Source organism: Sinomonas soli, assembly GCF_054782415.1.
Genome location: NZ_BAAGSN010000026.1, coordinates 19,736 through 36,074 on the forward strand (window position 1 = coordinate 19,736; position 16,339 = coordinate 36,074).

Sequence of the window (16,339 nt, forward strand, 5' to 3'; positions counted from 1 at the left end):
CGGCTACTTGCTGGTGTTGCCTTCGTCGTTGAGGCGCCGAAGGGTCTCCTCGGGCGTCTCATCGAGCCGGTCCTGCGGGCGGGGGGCCGCTTCCTCGTTCTTGCCGAGGGTGATCCCGGACGACGGCGCCGAGCCGGCCTCGTGGGTGCCCTCGCCGGCGTCGGCGATCGGCGCGGCGGACTCGCCGGCGGCCGGGACGGTGGGCTCGACGACCTTGGTGACCGCCTGGCGGTGGACGGTCGCCTCGTTGCCGGGGCTCAGCTCGAGGACCACCTTGTTCTCGGCGTCGTTCACCGCGACGATCCGGCCGTAGAGGCCGAAGCTCGTCATGACCTCCACGCCGGGATGGAACTTGGACTGCATCTCAGCCTGCTGCTGCTGCGTCTTCTTGTTCCGCCGGAACATCGTGAAAATGAAGAAGGCGAAGACAGCCAGCAGGAGGATGGTCATCAGGTCCATACGAGGTCCAATCTTTGTGGGGCTCGGGTAGCGTTCGGGCGGGTCCCGGGCGCAGCATAGGGGCCCTCGGCCACGCGAGGGTGTGATCCCAGTCTAAGGGCACGCCGGTGGGCCGCTCCGATCAGTCCAACGATCCACCGGGCTCGTCCGAGCCCGGACCGAAGAGGGTTGCGCTCTCGGCGAACGGCGCGGTGGCCGGAACCGGGAGGCCGAGATGCTCGTAGGCCAGCGGCGTCGCGATCCGGCCCCGTGGGGTGCGCCCCATGAGGCCCTCGCGGACCAGGTACGGCTCGGCCACGGTCTCCACCGTCTCCGGCTCCTCGCCCACGGCGATCGCCAGGGTGGACAGTCCCACGGGGCCGCCGCCGAACTTGGTGACGAGCGCGGTCAGGACCCCGCGGTCGAGCCGGTCGAGGCCCCGCGCGTCGACCTCGTACATGTCCAGGGCGGCTCCCGCCGCCCTCGCGTCGATCTGCTCGATGCCGTGCACGAGCGCCCAGTCCCGCACCCGGCGCAGGAGCCGGTTGGCGATGCGCGGCGTGCCGCGCGACCGCCCGGCGACTTCGCTGAACCCGGCGGAGGTCACCTTCAGGTCCAGGAGCCCCGCGGAGCGGCGCAGCACGAGCTCGAGCTCCTGCACGGTGTAGAACTCGAGGTGCCCGGTGAATCCGAAGCGGTCCCGCAGCGGCCCGGGCAGGAGGCCCGCCCGGGTGGTGGCCCCGACGAGCGTGAACGGGGGCAGGTCGAGCGGGATCGCCGTGGCGCCCGCGCCCTTGCCCACCACGATGTCGACCCGGAAGTCCTCCATTGCCATGTAGAGCATCTCCTCGGCGGGACGCGACATGCGGTGGATCTCGTCGAGGAAGAGCACCTCTCCCTCCGAGAGCGAGGACAGGATCGCCGCGAGGTCGCCGGCGTGCTGGATCGCGGGGCCGGAGGAGATGCGCAGCGGCGCGTTCATCTCCCCCGCGATGATCATGGCCAGCGTGGTCTTCCCCAACCCCGGGGGACCGGAGAGCAGGACGTGGTCCGCGGTGCGGCCGCGCATCCGGCTCGCCTCGAGCACGAGCGAGAGCTGGCGGCGCACCCGCCCCTGCCCCACGAACTCGTCGAGGAACTTGGGGCGCAGCGCCGCCTCGAGGGCCCGCTCCTCGGGCTCCTCCTGGCTCGCCACGAGGGACGGCTCAGCCACGGGCCCCGGCCTTCAGCGCCCGCGCGCCCTGCCCAAGCCAGCGCAGGGTGGCCCTGAGGATCTCGGGGACGCTGCCCGACGCGGCGACCTCGGGCGCGTCGGCCATCGCCTTCTCGATGCTCGCGGCGGCGTCCTTCTCGCTCCAGCCGAGCGACGCCATCGCCTCGATGACCTGCGCCTTCCACGGCGCATCGTTCCCCGGCGCAACGGAGGCAGGCTCCTCCCCCGTCCCGAGCGGGACGAGCTTGCCCTTGAGCTCGAGCACGAGCCGGGCGCCCACCTTGGGCCCGATGCCGGGCACCTTCGTGAAGGCCTTCGCGTCCTCCGAGTGCGCCGCGACCCGGACAGCCTCCGGGCTGTGGACCGCCAGGACCGCCAGCGCAAGCCGCGGCCCCACCCCCGAGACGCCCAGCAGCACCTCGAAGACCTCACGCTCCTCGCCGTCGGCGAACCCGAAGAGGGTCAGGGAGTCCTCCCGCACCACGAGCGAGGTGTGCACCGTGGCCTCCTCGCCGACCCGCAGGCCCGCGAGGGTCTGGGGCGTCGCCCAGAAGGCCAGGCCCGCGCCGTTGACGTCGATCACTCCCGAGGAGAGCCCCACGTGGGCGACCGGACCGCGGAGGAAGCTGATCACCGATACCCCTTGCCTTGCCCGTTGGATCCGAACATATCTACGAGAACTCTAGCGGCCGACAGCGTCGATCCGGCTCACCGGCCGCGGCGCGCCTTCGCCTCCGCCTCCTGCCACAGCCGCTGCGCCGCCGTGAGCGCCGTGGCCGGCATCGCCGTCGTGCGTCCCACCGCGGAGGGCGAGCCGGGGGCGCTCCCCCGCCACGCGTGGGCGAGGGCGAGCGCGAGGGCGTCGGCGGCGTCCGCCGGACGGGGGGCGGTCTCGAGCCTGAGAATCTTGGTGACCATGCGCGTGACGGCGTCCTTGTCCGCCCGGCCGCTGCCGGTCACGGCGGCCTTGACCTCGCTGGGGGTATGCAGCGCGACCGGGATGCCGCGGCGCGCCGCCGCGGCGATCACCACGCCCGAGGCCTGCGCGACCCCCATGACGGTACTCACGTTCAGCTGGGAGAAGACGCGCTCGACGGCGACGACCTCCGGCTCGTGGCGGTCGAGCCATTCGTCGATCGCCTGGGCGATGGCCAGCAGGCGGGCGTCCAGCGGTTCGTCGGCCTTCGTCCCGACTACCCCGACGGCGACGAGGGTCGCCCGGCGGTCCGGCGCGACGTCGACCACGCCGATGCCGCAGCGGGTGAGGCCCGGGTCGACGCCCAGCACCCGCAGGCCTGCGCCCGGCCCCGCAGCCCGCGCGCCGGGCGCCTCAGGGGTGCTCACGCCTCAGTCGTTCTCAAGCTCCGCCATGACGTCGTCGCTCATGCCCGCGTTCGTGTACACGTTCTGCACGTCGTCGAGGTCTTCGAGGGCATCGACGAGCCGCACGAACTTGCGGGCGCCGTCGGCGTCGAGGTCGACCTCCATCGACGGCACGAACTCGGCCTCGTCGGTGTCGTACTCGATGCCGGCCTCGTTCAGGGCGTCGCGGATGGCCTGGAGGTCGGCGGGCTCGGAGTACACGATCCAGTTCTCGCCGCCGTCCTTGACCTCCTCGGCACCGGCGTCGAGCACCGCCATGAGCAGATCGTCCTCGGAGAGGCCGTTCTTCGGCAGGACCACGACGCCCTTGCGGGTGAACAGGTAGTTGACCGAGCCCTGGTCCGCCATGGAGCCGCCGTTGCGGGTGACCGCCAGGCGCACGTCCGCCGCGGCGCGGTTGCGGTTCTCGGTGAGGCACTCGATGAGGAGCGCCGAACCCTGCGGGCCGCGGGCCTCGTACGTGATCTCGGTGTACTCGATCGCCTCGCCGGTCAGGCCGGCGCCGCGCTTGATCGCACGGTCGATGTTGTCATTGGGGACCGAGTTCTTCTTCGCCTTGCTGACGGCGAGATCGAGCGCGGGGTTGCCGGAGAGGTCGGGGCCGCCCATGCGTGCGGCAACCTCGATGGTCTTGATGTACTTGGCGAACGCCTTGGCACGCTTGGCGTCGATGACGGCCTTCTTGTGCTTGGTGGTCGCCCATTTGGAGTGGCCGGACATGCCTACGCTTCTCCTCTGATCATGCGGATGAAAAGTTCATGGATCCGTGTCTCGCCTGTCACCTCGGGGTGGAACGATGTGGCGAGCAGCCGTCCAGAACGCACTGCGACAATTCTAGACCTGCCCCCGAGCGTCGCCGTGTGCGACGCGTGGGCCGGATCGACCTCGGCGAGGACCTCGACGTCCGGGCCGACCCGCTCGACCCACGGTCCGCGGATGAAGACGGCGTGGACGGGGCCGCGGCTCTGGTCGACTTCCTTGAAGTCCAGGTCCGTCTCGAAGGACTCCCGCTGGCGGCCGAACGCGTTGCGCCGCACCGTGATGTCGAGGCCGCCGAACGACTCCTGCGGGCGGCCCGCGAGGTCCGGCGTTCGGTCCGCGATCTCGTCCGCGAGCAGGATCATGCCGGCGCACGATCCGTACACGGGGAACCCGGCGCGGATCTTGTCCCGCAGCGGCTCGGCGATGCCGAAGGCACGCGCCAGCTTGTCGATGGTGGTTGACTCCCCGCCCGGGACCACGAGGCCATCGACCGTATCGAGCTCCTCGGGCCGGCGCACCTTGATGGCACGGGCCCCGGCCTGCTCGAGCGCCGCGAGGTGTTCGCGCACATCGCCCTGCAGGGCGAGCACGCCGACCACGGGCGTTCCCTGGCCTTGGGGCGAGCGGGGATCCGGTGCGGGCTGCGGGGAAGCCGGGGCGTTCGAAGTCACCGTGACAGTGTAGTCGCCGCCCCGCGGGGCGGGTCGGCGGGGGCCCCGCCGGTAGCATGGAGCGCAGACCCGCAGGACAACAGATGAGGACAGCACTATGTGCGGAATCGCCGGCTACTTCGGCGCTGGGCTCGATGAATCGCTCCTGGAGGCGATGAATACCTGCATCGTGCACCGGGGGCCCGACGGCGAGGGCTACTTCACGGACGGCAGCGTGGGCCTCGCGCACCGGCGGCTCGCGATCGTCGACGTCGCCCATGGCCAGGAGCCGATGGTCAGTGCCGACGGCCGGACGGTCCTCGTCTACAACGGGGAGGTCTACAACTACCGCGAGCTCCGGGCCGAGCTCGAGGGCGCCGGCCGCACCTTCCGCACCGCCTCCGACACCGAGGTGGTGCTGCAGGCATACGAGGAGTGGGGCACCGAGGCGTTCGACCGCTTCAACGGCATGTTCGGCCTGGCGATCCTCGACCAGCACCGCGGGCAGCTCGTCCTGGCCCGCGACCACTTCGGGATCAAGCCGCTCTACTGGGCCAACGCCGGAACCGAGCAGGAGCCCCGCCTGCTGTTCGCGTCCGAGATCAAGCCCATCCTCGCCACGGGCCTGATCGAGGCCCGGCCCAACGAGCGGATCCTCTACCGGTACCTCCAGTACCGCATCCACGACGACACCGAGGAGACCTTCTTCGACGGCGTCCGCAAGCTCCTCCCGGGCGAGATGATGACGGTCGACCTCGCGACGAGCCGCTTCCGCATCTCCTCGTACACCCGCCTGCGGGAGGAGCTCGCCGAGCTCTCCAAGGTCAACACCCCCTACACCCAGGACGTCGTCGACGAGTACCGCCGGCGGTTCACCGAGGCCATCCGGATCCGCCTCAACTCCGAGGTCCCGGTGGGCAGCGCCCTCTCGGGCGGGCTGGACTCCTCCGCCGTGGTCGTGACGATCAACCGGCTCATGCAGGAGAAGGCGGAGGGCCTCGAGGCCGTCGGCGCGAAGCAGAACACCTTCAGCGCCGTCTTCCCCAACGCCATCAATGACGAGGAGGCGTACGCCGACGCCGCCATCGCCGCGTGCAGCGGGAACATCGAGGCGCACAAGATCAAGCCCACCCCTGAGGGCTTCGACGCGGACCTGGCCGACTTCGTGCGGACCATGGAGGAGCCCATCATCTCCTCCGGCCCCTACGCGCAGTACTGCGTCATGAAGGAGGCCTCCCAGCACGTCACGGTGCTCCTGGACGGCCAGGGCGCGGACGAGATGATGGCCGGCTACATCCCCTACTACTTCGCATACCTGCGCCAGCTCAAGGCCGCCGGCGACTACGCCACGCTGGCCAAGGAGTCGGGCTCGAGCCTGGACATCTTCTACCGGCTCGGCCGGTTCCGCCTCAAGGGCATGGCCAGCGGCAGGAAGACCGTCTCGATGGGCACCCTGCTGAAGAAGTCGTGGACCGGGAAGTTCTCGAACGAGTCGTTCGGCAACATCCCGGCCAACCTCAAGGCCCGGCTCATCGACGACCTGTTCGCCAAGTCGCTCCCGTCGCTGCTGCGGTACGAGGACAAGAACACGATGCGCTTCTCCCTCGAGGGCCGCGTGCCGTTCCTCGACAAGGAAGTGGTCAAGTACCTCTTCAGCCTCTCCGACGAGGCGATCATCAAGGAGGGCTGGAACAAGCGGGTGCTCCGCGACGCCACGCGCGGCCTCCTGCCGGAGATGATCAGCAACCGGCGCAACAAGATCGGCTTCACCACGCCCGAGGCCGAGTGGTTCACGCTCATGAAGGAGCGGATCTACAAGGTCTTCATGTCCAACTCGTTCTACTCGCGTCCCTACTGGGACCGCGAGCAGGTCCTCACCGCATTCGAGGAGTACCTCAACGGCAAGAACGACGCCGACACGATGATCTTCTGGCGCCTGCTGAACGTGGAGCTGTGGCTGCGGGAGTTCATCGACAAGGACGAGGCCCCCGCCGACGTCAAGGCGGACAAGAGCGACTACGAGGCCAACCCGGGCAAGGAGCTCGACATCGCCTCGGGCTCGGGCGTCTACCGGCGCTACCCGCTGCAGACGGACGTCTTCGCCAAGGACACCGAGCTGGCCCCCGCCGTGGCCTCCTACGTGGAGCGGTTCTTCGGCGGCCTGCCGGGTGCCCCCGCGGAGGCGCGTGCCGCCGTCGACGGCAAGGCGTGGTACATGCTCGTGAGCGAGAAGATCGTCGCGATCACCCAGGGGCGCTCCTTCCCGGTCTGGGAGATCGAGGTGACCCCGGCGGCGCGCATCCTGTCGAAGTTCGTCACCCGGACGCCCGCGGGCATCGGCCTCGGGAGCCCGTGGTCGATGCAGATCGCGATCAATGAGGTGGGCCTGCCGCTCATCGCCAAGGCCGCGGCGGCGTCCGTGGTGGGCAAGGTGCAGGGCAAGAGCGGCGTGTTCTACGACGTCGTCGGCCACAACATCAATGCGATCGACGGCGCCACGCCGTACAGCCTCGGCGCGGCGAGCAATTCGGTGAAGCTCGCGCCCAAGGACCCCGAGGGCGTGGCCCGCGCCCTGAGCGCGGCCGTGCGTGCGGCCCTCCCGGCCGGCGCCGCGGAGCTGTTCGGCGGCACGGCGATCATGGACGCCAACGATCTGGGCGTGGTGGTGATGGGGCACGACACGGACCTGCCGACGGAGACCATCGCCGGCATGTTCAAGGACAACCCCCAGGGGCAGGGCGCCCAGGCCACCCCGATGTCCCTCGTGTTCACGCAGGGCTGACCCACCCGGCCCTTCCGGGCCCTTCCGGGCCCCTCCGGCGTACGACGGCGGCCGCGCACCTCGCGCGGCCGCCGCCGCGCGTGCGGGGCCCCGACACACCGGCGGGAAGCCCTTGTCCGCGTGCCGCGGCACATGAAAGCCTCGCTTCATGACGAACCCGCTCCTCGCCTCCAGCCCGCTGCCCTACGGACTCCCGCCGTTCGCCGACCTGTGCGATGCCGACTACGCGGAGGCCGTCCGGGCCGGACTGGCTGAGCACCTCGCCGAGATCGAGGCGATCACGGGCAGCGCCGACGAGCCCGACTTCGAGAACACCGCCGTGGCCATGGAGCGCTCGGGCGGCCTCCTGAACCGTGCCGTCTCGGCCTTCATGACCCTCGTCTCCTCGCACGGCACCGACGGCATCCGGGCCCTCGAGAGCGAGCTCATGCCCGAGCTCTCCGCCCACGAGGACGCCGTGTACCTCAACCGGGCCCTCTACGAGCGCTTCGCGGCGATCCCCGTGGAGGGCCTCGACTCGGAGTCCGCGCGCCTCGTGTCGGAGTGGCTCGCCGCCTTCCGGCGCGCCGGGATCGCACTGGACGAAGCCGGGCAGGAGCGCCTGCGGGAGGTCAACGCCGAGCTCACCCGCCTCGGGACGGAGTACGGCCAGCGCGTCGCCAAGGGCATCAACGAGGCCGCGGTCCTCGTCACCGACCCGGCCGAGCTCGCCGGGATGCCGGAGGACGACAGGGCCTCGGCCGCCGAGGCGGCCCGCGCCGCCGGGCACGAGTCCGGCTGGCTGCTCACGTTCATCCAGCCCACGGCCCAGCCGCACCTCGCCGTGCTCGAGGACCGCGGGCTGCGGCGGCGCATCTTCGAGGCCTCGGTCTCCCGCGGCAGCTCAGGCGGCGAGACCGATGTCCTCGACCTCGTCACGGCGATGGCACGGCTGCGCGCCGAGAAGGCCGAGCTCCTCGGCTTCGCCGACTTCGCCGAGCTCGCGGTCGACGACCAGACGGCGCCGTCGATCTCCGCGGTCGAGGACATGCTCGGCCGGCTGGCCCCGGCAGCGGTGCGCAACGCAGCCGGCGAGGCGGCTGCGCTCGCCGAGGCCGCCGGCCACGAGCTCGAGCCGTGGGACTGGGCGTTCTACTCGGCCAAGGTCCGCCGGGAGCGCTACTCCCTCGACGAGCAGGCCCTGCGGCCCTACTTCGAGCTGGACCGGGTGCTCGAGGACGGCGTCTTCTTCGCTGCCCGGAAGCTGTTCGGGCTCACGTTCCGGGAGCGTGCGGACCTCACGGGCTACCACGAGGACGTGCGCGTGTGGGAGGTGCTCGACGCCGACGGCACCGGCCTGGGGCTCTTCCTCGGCGACTACTTCGCCCGGCCCACCAAACGGGGCGGCGCCTGGATGAACTCGCTCGTGGAGCAGTCGCGGCTGCTGGGCCACTCCCCCGTGGTCATCAACAATCTCAACGTGCCCAAGCCCCCGGCCGGCGAGCCGGCGCTCCTGACGCTGGACGAGCTGCGCACGGTGTTCCACGAGTTCGGGCACGCCCTGCACGGCATGCTCTCCGACGTGCAGTATCCCCGCTTCTCGGGCACCAACGTTCCCCGGGACTTCGTCGAGTACCCGTCCCAGGTCAACGAGATGTGGATCTTCGATCCGGACGTGGTGGCGAACTACGCGCGCCACCACGCCACGGGCGAGCCGCTCCCGGAGGAGACCCTCGCCCGGCTCGATGCCGCGCGGCTGTGGGGAGAGGGCTTCGCCACGACCGAATACCTCGGCGCGTCCCTCCTCGACCTTGCCTGGCACCGGCTGCGCCGCGGAGAGGAGCCCCAGGACGCGCTCGCGTTCGAGGCGAAGGCGCTCGCCGACGCCGGGGTGTCCGTGCCCCTCGTCCCGCCGCGCTACCGCACCGGCTACTTCCAGCACATCTTCGCCGGCGGCTGGTACGCCGCGGGCTACTGGTCCTACATCTGGAGCGAGGTGCTCGACGCGGACACAGTCGAGTGGTTCAAGGAGAACGGCGGCCTCTCCCGGGCCAACGGGGACACCTTCCGGCGCGAGCTCCTCTCCCGCGGCAACTCCCGGGACCCGCTGGCCTCGTTCAGGGCGTTCCGCGGCCGGGAGGCCGACGTCGCGCCGCTCCTGGCCCGCCGCGGCCTCGACTGATCCCCCGCGGGGCCATCGCCGCGCGGACCCGCTTTATGGACGTTGTGCCCTGCCGCCGCATGCCCCGCGGAGGGACAGTGGAGGGACGCGAGGAGGTCGCCATGCACGTCTTCAAGGACAGGTCCCAGGCGGGCCGGGAGCTCGCCAGGGCCCTCACGCGATACCGCCAGCAGGACGCGGTGGTCCTCGGACTCCCGCGCGGCGGCGTCCCCGTCGCCTTCGAGGTGGCGGTGGCCCTCGATGCGCCCCTCGACGTGATCGTCGTGCGGAAGCTCGGAGTGCCCTTCCAGCCCGAGCTGGCCATGGGCGCCGTCGGCGAGGGCGGCGTCCGCGTGCTGGACGACCATGTCCTCGCGGTCTCGGGCGTCACGGAACGCGAGCTTGCCCTGGTGGAGGCCCGCGAGCGCGAGGTGCTGCGCGAGCGCACGGCGCGCATCCGGGCGGTCCGCCCGCAGCAGGACCTCCGGGGCCGGACGGCGATCCTGGTGGACGACGGGATCGCCACGGGCTCGACCGCCCGCGCTGCGTGCCGGGTGGCCCGTGCCCTCGGCGCCGCCCGGGTGGTCCTCGCGGTCCCGGTCGGACCCGCGGACACGGTCGGCGAGATCGCCGAGGCAGACGAGGTGGTGTGCCTGACCACTCCGTCCCCGTTCCGTGCCGTCGGACGGTTCTACCGCGACTTCTCGGCGACGACGGACGACGACGTGCTGCAGCTCCTCGACGCCGCGGCCCGGCGCGCGGTGCACCCGGGGCCGGTGGACTCCCCCGCCCCGATCGACGAGGACGTCGCCATCCCGGTGGACGACACGACCGTCCGCGGCTCGCTCCACCTCCCCGCGACCGGAGCCGTCATCGTCTTCGCGCACGGCAGCGGCAGCAGCCGGCACAGCCCGCGGAACCGTGCGGTGGCCCGGGTGCTCAGGGACGCAGGCTTCGGCACCCTGCTCATGGACCTCCTCTCGCCCGAGGAGGAGCTGCTGCGCCATGCCGTGTTCGACGTCGAACTCCTCGCTGCCCGGCTGACCGCAGTGACCGCGTGGCTGCGCACCGTGAGCGCCGGAACGCCGCGGCCCGTGGGCTACTTCGGAGCGAGCACGGGCGCAGCGGCCGCGCTCTGGGCCGCCGCGGAGCCGGGCGCGGACATCGGCGCTATCGTCTCGCGCGGCGGCCGGCCGGATCTCGCGGGTCCTCGGCTCTCCGCGGTGCGCGCGCCGACGCTGCTGATCGTCGGCGGCGCGGACCGGCAGGTCCTCGAACTGAACCGGGAGGCGGCGGCGCAGCTCACCTGCCGCCACCGCCTGGAGATCGTCCCCGGGGCGACGCACCTGTTCGAGGAGACCGGCGCCCTCGACGCCGTCGCGCGGCTCGCGCGCGACTGGTTCGCCGAGCACCTCGTCGGCGAGCCGGAATCGCAGCCGCGGGCGGCGGGCACGGCCTGAGCCAGGACGGCGCCAGCGGCCGCGCCGTCAGCCCTCGGGCGGCCGGTGCGCGGCCAGGTAGCCGATCAGGCCGCCCACGGTGGCGACCGCCGGGTAGTCGCGCTCGGGGATGTCGATCCCCGTCGCCGCGGCGATCTGCTCGATGAGCCGCAGGAAGTCGAGCGAGTCGAGGTCGAGGTCCTGCCGGAGCCTGTCGGAGTCCTCGAGCGCCTGCGGTTCGATCTCGGGGGCGATCTGGCGCAGGGCGGCGACGACGGCGGAGCGGGCGTCCACGGGTGTCATAGGTCCTCCGGGGTGAGCAGGAGCTCCTGGAGCCGGTTGAGGTAGCGGCTGCCGCCGAGCCCGTCGCTCACGCGGTGGTCGGCGGAGAGGGTCGCGGTCGCGGCCATCCGGACTCCGAGCATTCCGTTCTCGGCCCAGGGCCGCTCGGCGACCCGTCCGAGCCCGACCATGGCGACCTGCGGGGGGACGATCACCCCGAACACCGCCTCGACGCCGAGGTCGCCCAGGCTCGTCACCGTGATCGTGGCACTGGCCATCTCGGTGCGCGCCAGCCGCCCCGCCCGCGCGCGGGCCACGAGGTCGCGCAGCCGCTGCATGAGCCCGTCCACGCTCAGCGCGTCGGCGTCGAGCAGGGCCGGGGCCACGAGGCCGCCTCCGCGCAGGGCGACCGCCACGCCCAGGTGCACGTGCTCGCTGGATGCGAACGCGCCGTCGGTCCAGTACCCGTTCATGCCCGGCACCTCCCTGGCCGCGACGGCCGCGGCCTTGAGCAGGAAGGCCGCGGGGACGAGGCGGTCGGAGACGGGCCGGGCGAGGTTGCGCTCCTGCAGGAGGGCGCCCATCCGGGCGAGGTCGAGGGTAGTACTGACGTAGTAGTGCGGGATCGTGTCCTTGGACTTGGCCATGAGGGCGCCGAGGGACGCCCGCAGGGTCGCCGCGCGCCCCTGCGCCGGCGGGGCGGCGGCAGGAGCGGGGACGGCCGGAGCGGGCGCGGGGGCGGCCGGCTCCTCCCCCGCGCCGGCAGTGGGTGGCTGCTGTGGCGCCCCAGCCGCGGCCCGGCGCACGTCCGCCTCGGAGATGCTCCCCTGCTGGCCTGTGCCGGCCACGGTCTCGAGATCGATGCCGAGCTGGGCCGCGAGGCGGCGCGCGAGGGGCGAGGACCGCACGCGCCGCCGGGCCGGCGTCGGACCCGGCGCTGCCAGCGGCGGACCAGCAGCCTCCGTGGGCGGCGCGGGGATCGGTGGCGAGGGAGTGGGCTCCGGCGGGGCGGGCGCTGCTTCCGGTGCGGCCTGTGGAGACGCGCCTCCGTCCCCGGTACGTACCTCGTCGCCCGGCTCGGCCAGGCTCAGGATGGGCGTGCCGACGGGCACGGTCTCGGCGAGGTCGACGAGGTAGCCGCGCACGACCCCGTCCTCGAACGACTCGACGTCCATGAGGGTCTTGTCGGTGTCCACGACGGCGATGAGGTCGCCCTGGTGGACGGTGTCGCCCGGGTGCACGAGCCACTCGACCACCTTGCCGTGCTCCATGTCCGCTCCGAGCGAGGGCATGCGCAGCTCATGCACGGGCGGACACCGCCTCGAGGGCCGCGGCGACCACCCGTGCGGCGGACGGCAGCGCGGCCTCCTCGAGGTGCTTGGGGTAGGGCATCGGGACCTCGGCCCCGCAGACGCGGGCGACGGGGGCGTCGAGCTCGTAGAAGGCCTTCTCCGCGATCCTCGCGGCGATCTCGGCCGAGAGGCTCCCGCTGCGCCACGCCTCGTCCACGATCACCGCGCGGTGGGTCCGGGCCACGCTGGCCAGGATCGTCTCCTCGTCGAGCGGGCGCAGGGTGCGCAGGTCGATGACCTCTGCGGCCACGCCCCGCTCGGCGAGCTGCGCGGCGGCGTCGAGCGTGAGCGGGAGGGTGCCCCCGTAGGTGACGAGTGTGACGTCGGTGCCGGGGCGGCGGATCTCGGCGCGGTCGATGCCGACGGGGCCGGCGTCGTCGGCGAGCTCGCCCTCGGCCGCGTAGAGCGAGCCGTGCTCGAAGATGAGTACCGGGTCGGGGTCTCCGAGGGCTGTCCAGAGCATGCCGCGGGCGTCCTCGAGGGTTGCGGGGGCGAGGAGGCGCAGTCCCGGGATGTGGGCGTACCAGCCCTCGAGGCTGTGGGAGTGCTGGGCGCCGAGCTGCCGGCCCGCTCCGGTGGTCATGCGGATCACGAGAGGGACGTTGAACTGGCCGCCGGACATGTGCAGCAGGGACGCGGCGCTGTTGACGATCTGGTCCAGGGCCAGGAGGCTGAAGTTCACGGTCATGATCTCGACGATGGGCCGCATGCCGTTCAGGGCCGCCCCGATGCCTGCGCCCACGAACCCGGATTCCGAGAGCGGGGTGTCGCGGACGCGCTCGGGCCCGAACTCGTCGAGCAGGCCCAGGCTCACCGCGTAGCACCCGCCGTAGGCGCCCACGTCCTCGCCCATGAGGAACACGCGCTCGTCCCGCCGGAAGGCGTCGCGCAGCGCGGCGCGCAGGGCTTCCCGGTACGTCGTCTTCACGGTGTGGGCCCCTCGCTGTACACAAAGCGCTCCAGGGTCTCGATGGGCTCGAGGGTGCCCGCCTCGGCGAGCGCGATGGCGTCCTGGACCTCGTCCTCGACCTCGCGCTCGAGCGCCGCCCACGCGGCGTCGTCCAGCTCCCCGCCTTCGGCGAGGGAGGAGCGCAGGTGCGGGATGGGGTCGCGCTCCATCCAGGCGGCGACCTCTGCCCTGTCCCGGTAGCGCTCCGGGTCGAACATCGAGTGGGCGCGGAAGCGGTAGGTGCGCAGCTCGAGGAAGTGCGGGCCGCCGCCGGCCCGCACCGACTCGACGGCCTTCGCCGCGGCGTCGGCGACCGCGAGGGCGTCCATGCCGTCCACCTCCCACGAGGGCACGCCGTAGGCTGCTGCCTTGAGGGCGAGGTCGGTCTGCGACTCGGAGCGGGCGAGGGCGGTGCCCATGGCGTAGAGGTTGTTCTCGCAGCAGAACAGCACGGGCAGGCGCCACAGCGCGGCGAGGTTGATGCTCTCGTGGAACTCCCCCTCGGCCATCGCGCCCTCGCCGAAGAAGCACACCGTCACGCGCTCGCGGCCCTGCATAGCGTCGCCGAGGGCGAGTCCGACGGCAAGGGGCAGGCCGCCGGCCACGATCGCGTTGCCGCCGAAGAAGCGCGCGTCCGCGTCGAACAGGTGCATGGAGCCGCCGCGGCCATGGCTGCAGCCCTCGGCGCGGCCGTACATCTCGGCCATGAGCTTCCTCGCCGGGATGCCGGCCAGGAGGGCGTGCCCGTGCTCCCGGTAGGTGGCCACGATCGAGTCTCCCGGCTCGACGGCGCTCGTGACGCCCGCGACGACCGCCTCCTCGCCGATGGACACGTGGAGGAAGCCACGGATCTTCTGCTCGGTGTAGAGCCGGACGCAGGCCTCCTCGAGGCGCCGCACCCGCAGCATCGCCTTCAGGAGGGCGAGCGGATTCCGGTGGCCGGGCTCGCCAGCGCCAGCGGGGGACGTCATGGCCGGGCCTCGAGGGTCGAGACGTCGCCCTCCGGGAGGCCGAGCTCGCGGGACCGAAGGAGGCGGCGGAGCACCTTGCCGCTGCGGGTGTGCGGCAGGGCCGCCACGAACTCGATCTCGCGGGGGGCCACGGCGGCCCCGAGGCGGCGGCGGGCGAACCCGAGGATGTCGAGCCGCAGGGCCTCGTCGCCCTCGTGGCCCGCACGCAGCTCCACGAAGGCCTTGACGAGTTCACCCGCCACCGGATCGGGCACGCCGATGACCCCGGCTTCGGCAACGGCGGGATGCTCCATGAGGGCGCTCTCGACCTCGAAGGGGCCTATGAGGTGGCCGGAGGACTTGATGACGTCGTCGCCGCGGCCCACGAACCAGTAGTACCCGTCGGCGTCCCGCGTGGCGAGGTCGCCGGTGAGGTACCAGCCGCCAGCGAAGCACTTGCGGTAGCGCTCGTCCTCGTTGAGGTAGCCGCGGAACATGGACGGCCATCCTGGCCGCAGCGCCAGCTCGCCCACGTCGCCGGGGCGGGCCACGGGCACGGCCTCGCCGTGATCGAGCACGGGCCGCTCGTCCGGGCCGCGCTGCAGCACGGTCGCCTCGACGCCGGGCAGCGGTCGGCCCATCGAGCCCGGACGGATGTCCATCGCGGCGTAGTTGGAGATCATGATGCCGCCGGTCTCGGTCTGCCACCAGTTGTCGTGGACGGGCAGGCCCAGGGCGTCCTGACCCCACAGCACGACCTCGGGATTGAGCGGCTCGCCGACGCTCGCGACGAAGCGAAGCGCGGACAGGTCGTGGCCCGCGGCCCGCTCGGCGCCGGCCTTCATGAGCATCCGCAGCGCGGTAGGGGCGGTGTACCAGACGCCCACCCGCTGCTCGGCGAGGATGCGGTACCAGCGGTCGACGTCGAGCTCCTCTTCATCGACCACCGCGGTCACGCCGTGGACGAGCGGGGCGATGATCCCATAGGAGGTGCCCGTGACCCATCCCGGGTCCGCGGTGCACCAGTAGACGTCCTCCGGGTGGAGGTCGAGCGCGTACCGTCCCGTGGCCCAATGGGCCACGACCGCCTCGTGGACGTGCAGGGCACCCTTGGGCGTTCCCGTCGTCCCGCTCGTGAAGTGCAGGAGGGCGTGGTCCCCCGGCCGGGTCGGCGCAGTCTCGGCGAGCGGCTCGGCCGCCTGCAGGAGCGAGGCGAGGTCGAGGGTGTCCGGCTCCGGCGCGCCGTCGGCATCGACGAGGAGCACGTGGCGTAGGTCCGGGCAGTCCGGCCGCAGGGCCGCGACCTTCTTCCGGTAGAGCGCCCGCGTGGTGACGAGCACCTGGGCGCCGCCGAGGCGGAGGCGCTGCCGCACCGGGTCGGGGCCGAATGCGGAGAACAGGGGGCAGAACACGCCGCCGGCCTTGAGGGTCCCCAGCACGGCGGCGTACAGCTCGGGGCGCCTGCCCAGGAGGGAGAAGACGCGGGCGCCCGGGCGGACCCCGAGGGCACGGAGGAGGCCGGCGAACCGTGCCGTGCGCTCGGAGAGGGCCGCGTAGGAGAGGGACTCGACGGAGCCGTCCGCGTGGACGAAGCGCAGCGCCTCGTGCTGTGCGCGCGGCCCTGCGGCGTGCCGGTCCACGGCCTCGTGGGCGATGTTGAGGCCCCCTCCAGGGAGCCCGTTGAGGTTCTGGCGGGCCGCCTGCCAGGTGAAGGACGAGCACTCGCGCTCGTAGTCCGCGAGGTTCGGGGACACGGTGAGCGCGGACGGATCCTTGTGGATCGTGGGCCACACGGTGCCCGTGGGTGTCTCGGCGCTCACCCCACCATGACACGCCCGCGCATCCGACAGGGCCCAGTGCCGAAAGTCCCCGCGGCGGGGCCGGCGGCGGCGTCGCGGCAGGGCGCCACGCTACTTCATCGTCGCCGCTCGCCGTCACCGCGGAAAAGCCGCAATCGATATGCCTCTTTAGGTAGTGTTGCTACCGGTGGCGCCTCCGC

General features: G+C 72.3%; 14 protein-coding genes. 3 read left to right on the forward strand and 11 right to left on the reverse strand.

The annotated features are described in order from the left end of the window. Positions 1–3: 3 nt before the first annotated feature. The 6 genes from yajC to pdxT form a co-directional block, all read right to left on the reverse strand. Positions 4–450 carry a preprotein translocase subunit YajC gene (yajC, locus tag ACYVKZ_RS20110; protein WP_460994205.1) on the reverse strand — a complete coding sequence of 149 codons (447 nt, stop codon included), beginning with the start codon at positions 448–450 and terminating at the stop codon, positions 4–6. 130 nt (positions 451–580) lie between these two features. Beyond that, on the reverse strand, positions 581–1,651 hold the full coding sequence (ruvB, locus tag ACYVKZ_RS20115) for a Holliday junction branch migration DNA helicase RuvB (protein WP_460994152.1): 1,071 nt from the start codon (positions 1,649–1,651) through the stop codon (positions 581–583). Continuing rightward, a complete protein-coding gene (gene ruvA / locus ACYVKZ_RS20120; protein ID WP_460994154.1) occupies positions 1,644–2,285 on the reverse strand; it encodes a Holliday junction branch migration protein RuvA in 642 nt (213 codons plus the stop codon). Before ruvA ends, ruvB begins: the two co-directional genes overlap by 8 nt. Positions 2,286–2,359: 74 nt before the next feature. Next, a complete protein-coding gene (gene ruvC, locus ACYVKZ_RS20125) occupies positions 2,360–2,944 on the reverse strand; it encodes a crossover junction endodeoxyribonuclease RuvC (protein WP_460994207.1) in 585 nt (194 codons plus the stop codon). A 54-nt stretch (positions 2,945–2,998) separates the two neighbouring features. Beyond that, a complete protein-coding gene (locus ACYVKZ_RS20130; protein ID WP_460994156.1) occupies positions 2,999–3,754 on the reverse strand; it encodes a YebC/PmpR family DNA-binding transcriptional regulator in 756 nt (251 codons plus the stop codon). A gap of 2 nt (positions 3,755–3,756) precedes the next feature. Next, on the reverse strand, positions 3,757–4,395 hold the full coding sequence (pdxT, locus tag ACYVKZ_RS20135) for a pyridoxal 5'-phosphate synthase glutaminase subunit PdxT (protein ID WP_460994209.1): 639 nt from the start codon (positions 4,393–4,395) through the stop codon (positions 3,757–3,759). Between the two features lie 169 nt (positions 4,396–4,564). Between pdxT and asnB the strand changes: the two genes are divergently transcribed. The 3 genes from asnB to ACYVKZ_RS20150 all read left to right on the forward strand — a co-directional run bounded on the left by asnB (position 4,565) and on the right by ACYVKZ_RS20150 (position 10,828). Then, entirely contained in the window at positions 4,565–7,228 is a 2,664-nt protein-coding gene (gene asnB / locus ACYVKZ_RS20140; protein WP_460994159.1) for an asparagine synthase (glutamine-hydrolyzing), read from the forward strand. Positions 7,229–7,376: 148 nt separating this feature from the next. Continuing rightward, positions 7,377–9,389: a M3 family metallopeptidase gene (locus ACYVKZ_RS20145; RefSeq protein ID WP_460994161.1), complete on the forward strand. Its 2,013-nt coding sequence runs from the start codon at positions 7,377–7,379 to the stop codon at positions 9,387–9,389. A 101-nt stretch (positions 9,390–9,490) separates the two neighbouring features. Next, positions 9,491–10,828 carry a phosphoribosyltransferase family protein gene (locus tag ACYVKZ_RS20150; protein ID WP_460994163.1) on the forward strand — a complete coding sequence of 446 codons (1,338 nt, stop codon included), beginning with the start codon at positions 9,491–9,493 and terminating at the stop codon, positions 10,826–10,828. Between the two features lie 27 nt (positions 10,829–10,855). Here ACYVKZ_RS20150 and ACYVKZ_RS20155 read toward each other — a convergent pair whose 3' ends face one another. Genes ACYVKZ_RS20155 through acsA form a run of 5 tightly spaced genes read right to left on the reverse strand, consistent with a single transcriptional unit; the run spans position 10,856 to position 16,160 of the window. Continuing rightward, positions 10,856–11,110, reverse strand: coding sequence for a phosphopantetheine-binding protein (locus ACYVKZ_RS20155; RefSeq protein WP_460994165.1), 255 nt, complete (start codon positions 11,108–11,110; stop codon positions 10,856–10,858). Further along, the gene (locus ACYVKZ_RS20160; protein ID WP_460994167.1) at positions 11,107–12,381 is read right to left on the reverse strand and encodes a dihydrolipoamide acetyltransferase family protein; all 1,275 of its coding nucleotides are present in this window, start codon (positions 12,379–12,381) and stop codon (positions 11,107–11,109) included. The genes ACYVKZ_RS20155 and ACYVKZ_RS20160 overlap by 4 nt, the downstream gene beginning before the upstream one ends. A gap of 7 nt (positions 12,382–12,388) precedes the next feature. Further along, the gene (locus ACYVKZ_RS20165) at positions 12,389–13,369 is read right to left on the reverse strand and encodes an alpha-ketoacid dehydrogenase subunit beta (protein ID WP_460994169.1); all 981 of its coding nucleotides are present in this window, start codon (positions 13,367–13,369) and stop codon (positions 12,389–12,391) included. Beyond that, entirely contained in the window at positions 13,366–14,361 is a 996-nt protein-coding gene (pdhA, locus tag ACYVKZ_RS20170; protein WP_460994171.1) for a pyruvate dehydrogenase (acetyl-transferring) E1 component subunit alpha, read from the reverse strand. Before pdhA ends, ACYVKZ_RS20165 begins: the two co-directional genes overlap by 4 nt. Next, a complete protein-coding gene (acsA, locus tag ACYVKZ_RS20175) occupies positions 14,358–16,160 on the reverse strand; it encodes an acetate--CoA ligase (protein WP_460994173.1) in 1,803 nt (600 codons plus the stop codon). The genes pdhA and acsA overlap by 4 nt, the downstream gene beginning before the upstream one ends. Positions 16,161–16,339 lie beyond the last annotated feature (179 nt).